Below are 3,509 nucleotides of genomic sequence, written 5' to 3' on the forward strand. Positions count from 1 at the left end.
GCGTGCCCGTGATCATCAGCGCCGACAAGACCATCCGCTACGAGACCGTGGTGCGCACCATGGACACCCTGCAGCGCGCCGGCGTGCAGCGCGTGGGCCTGTCGGTGCAGACCACCCGCTGAGCTTGCCAGTCCCGATCGCCATGCGCTCCACCGCCGACCACCTCGACCTTGCCCCGCCGCCACAGGGCCGTTGGGGCGGCGCGCTGGGCAAGGCCATCGGCGTCCACGCCCTGCTGATCCTCGCGCTCACCTGGGGCGTGAACTGGCGCCGCGACGCCGACACGCCGGCCGTGGAGGCCGAGCTGTGGTCGCGCCTGCCGCAGCAGGCCGCACCGCGCGCCACCGCCCCGCCACCGCCACCCGCGCCGGCCCCCACGCCGCCCCCGCCGCCCGCGCCGGTGCCACCGCCCCCGCCGCCTGCGCCGGCCCCCGCGCCGCGCCCGGCGCCACCACCACCGCCCGCCCCGGCGCAGCAGCAGGCCGACATCGCCACGCAGAAGGCCAAGGAAAAGGAGAAGGCGGAACGCGAACGCGCCGAGCGCCTCGCGGCGCAGAAGAAAGCCGAGGAAAAGCAGGCGGCGGAAAAGGCCGCGGCCGAGAAGAAAGCCGCGGCCGAAAAAGCCGCCGCGGAGAAACTGGCCGCCGAGAAAAAACGCGCCGAGGCCGAGCGCCAGCAAAAGCTCGCCGAGGAAAAACGCGAGGCCCAGCGCAAGGCCGAGCAGGAGAAGCGCCAGGCGCAGGTGCAAGAGCAACTGCGCAAGGAACAGATGGCCCGCATGATGGGCCAGGCCGGCGCCAGCGGCCCGCCGCAGAGCACGGGCACGGCCCAGCAGTCCAGCGGGCCATCGGCCAGCTACGCGGGCAAGGTGGCCGCGCGCATCAAACCCAACATCGTGTTCACCGAGGTGGCGCCGGGCAACCCGCGCGCCGAGGTGGAAGTGCGGGTTGCGCCAGACGGCACCATCACTGGCCGCCGCCTCGTCAAGAGCAGCGGCAACGCCGCGTGGGACGAGGCTGTGCTGCGCGCCATCGACCGCACCGGCACCCTGCCGCGCGACGTGGACGGGCGCGTGCCGCCCTCGCTGGAAATCGGCCTGCGGCCGCTGGACTAAGGTCCGCGGCACACTGCGGACATGCCCGCCGCCCCACCCGCCGCCCCGACGCTGTTCAAGAACGCCAAGGCCTTCGAGGCCTGGCTGAAGAAGAACCACGCGACGTCCGACGGGCTGTGGCTCAAGATCGCCAAGCGCGGTGCCACCGAGCCCAGCGTCACCTACCCCGAGGCGGTGGAGATCGCGCTGTGCTGGGGCTGGATCGACGGCCAGAAGAAGGGCCTGGACGACCAGCACTTCCTGCAGCGCTTCACGCCGCGGCGCGCGCGCAGCCTCTGGTCGAAGACCAACGTCGACAAGGTGGCCAGGCTGATCGGGGCGGGCCGCCTGCAGCCGCCGGGCCTGGCGCAGGTGGAGGCGGCCCGGGCCGACGGCCGCTGGGCCCAGGCCTACGACGGTGCGAGGACGTCCACCGCGCCCGAGGACCTGGTCGCCGCGCTGGACGCCAACCCGCCGGCCAAGGCCTTCTTCGCCACCCTCAACGCGAGCAACCGCTACGCCGTGCTCTGGCGCATCCAGACGGCCGTCAGGCCAGCGACGCGCGCGAAGCGCATCGCGCAGCTGGTGAACATGCTCGCCCGCGGCGAAACCGTGCACGCCTTCAAGCCGAAGCCCAAGGCCAGTGCCTGAAACCGGCACCTGAAGCCGGCACCTGAAGCCGGCCCATCGCGCATGGCCCGGCGCCTCAGCCGACCGCGCGGTGTCCGCGGCGCCCGGTCAATCGAACACGATCTCCGCGCGCCGCTCGTGCGCCTGGGCCATCCAGCTCGCCAGCGCCGCGTCCGTCGGGAAGAACAGCGCGCGATCGTCCAGCTGCAGCTCACAGCGCGCGCCGTCCCGCTGCAAGGCCAGGCGCACCGGCAGGCCGCGCACGAACTCGCCCTGGTCGCTCATCTCGCGCTTGGGCGGGAAGTCGCGCACCAGCTGCGCCACGGACGGCGCGTGCCCGTTCACCGCCACGCGCAGGTACTTGCCGAAGCGGCAGCGCGCGCTGGCCAGGTCCCAGACCTGCTGGATCTTCAGGCGCAGGCCGCCCGAGAAGCGGTCCGGCTGCGCCACCGCCTGCACCACGATCAGCTCGTCGTCCTTGAGCAGCGCGCGGTGCGTGTTGATGAGGTTCTCGTCAGCGCTGGTTTCCAGCACGCCGGTCTTGTCGTCGATCTTGAACAGCGCGAGCTTGCCGCGCTGGCCATTGATGACGCGGAAGTCCGTCACGATGCCCGCGAGGATCACCGGGTCGCGGCTGTCCACCACGTCCACCAGGCGCGTGCGCGCGAAGCGGCGCACCTCGCGCTCCACCTCGTCGAACAGGTGGCCCGAGAAGTAGAAGCCGATGGCGCTCTTCTCGTGCGTGAGCTTTTCCTTCACGCCCCAGGGCATGGCCGCGACCAGGTCGGGCTCCTGCGTGCTGGAGCCGTGGTCGTCGCCGCCCAGCATGTCGAACAACCCGCCCTGGTGCGCGTTGGCCTGCGTGGTGGCCGCGTACTCGAAGGCGATGTCCAGCGTGGCCAGCAGCTCGGCGCGGTTCAGGTGCAGGGCGTCGAAGGCGCCGGCCTTGATGAGGGCTTCCACCGTGCGCTTGTTCAGGCGCGTGCGGTCCACGCGCAGGCAGAAGTCGAACAGGCTCTTGAACGGACCGCTCTCGCCGCCGTTGGGGCCTTCGCCACGGCCCTCGCGCGCGGCCACGATGGCCTCGATGGCCTGCTGGCCCGTGCCCTTGATGGCGCCCAGACCGTAGCGGATGAGCTTGTCTGTCACCGGCTCGAAGCGGTAGACGCCGCGGTTCACGTCGGGCGGCTCGAAGGCCATGCCCATCTTCTGCGCGTCCTCGAACAACACCTTGAGCTTGTCGGTGTCGTCCATTTCCACGGTCATGTTGGCGCAGTAGAACTCCGCCGTGTAGTGCACCTTGAGCCAGCCCGTGTGGTAGGCCAGCAGCGAGTACGCGGCCGCGTGCGACTTGTTGAAGCCGTAGCCCGCGAACTTCTCCATCAGGTCGAAGACCTCGTCGGCCTTGTCCTGCGGGATGCCGTGGGTCTTGAGCGCACCGGCGCGGAATTTCTCGCGGTGCTCGGCCATCTCCTCGGCCTTCTTCTTGCCCATGGCGCGGCGCAGCAGGTCGGCGCCACCGAGCGAGTAGCCGCCCAGGATCTGCGCTGTCTGCATCACCTGCTCCTGGTAGACCATGATCCCGTAGGTCTCGCTGAGCATGTCGGCCACGGCCGGGTGCGGGTACTCCACCGTCTCGCGCCCGTGCTTGCGCGCCACGAAGCTGGGGATCAGGTCCATCGGGCCCGGCCGGTACAGCGCGTTGAGCGCGATCAGGTCCTCCAGGCGCGTGGGCTTGGCGTCGCGCAGCATGCCCTGCATGCCGCGGCTTTCAAACTGGAACACG

Annotated in this window: 4 protein-coding genes; 3 read left to right on the plus strand and 1 reads right to left on the minus strand. The window is 71.0% G+C overall.

What is annotated here, in order from left to right; all coding sequences use genetic code 11:
* From BGO22_RS04180 to BGO22_RS04190, 3 genes are all read left to right on the plus strand, one after another.
* The coding region (locus tag BGO22_RS04180) for an ExbD/TolR family protein (RefSeq protein ID WP_286849201.1) at window positions 1-122 on the plus strand (122 nt) is incomplete at its 5' end.
* Between the two features lie 2 nt (window positions 123-124).
* Complete coding sequence (gene tolA / locus BGO22_RS04185; protein ID WP_502686424.1) at window positions 125-1,114, plus strand: cell envelope integrity protein TolA; 990 nt, start codon at window positions 125-127, stop codon at window positions 1,112-1,114.
* A gap of 21 nt (window positions 1,115-1,135) precedes the next feature.
* Complete coding sequence (locus BGO22_RS04190; RefSeq protein WP_286849196.1) at window positions 1,136-1,744, plus strand: YdeI/OmpD-associated family protein; 609 nt, start codon at window positions 1,136-1,138, stop codon at window positions 1,742-1,744.
* Between the two features lie 87 nt (window positions 1,745-1,831).
* On the opposite strand, the gene dnaE is transcribed toward BGO22_RS04190, so the two are convergent.
* A partial coding sequence (gene dnaE, locus BGO22_RS04195; protein WP_286849198.1) for a DNA polymerase III subunit alpha occupies window positions 1,832-3,509 on the minus strand: 1,678 nt, incomplete at its 5' end.

The organism is Hydrogenophaga sp. 70-12, from assembly GCF_001897365.1.
In the GTDB taxonomy this organism is placed as follows: domain Bacteria; phylum Pseudomonadota; class Gammaproteobacteria; order Burkholderiales; family Burkholderiaceae_C; genus Hydrogenophaga; species Hydrogenophaga borbori.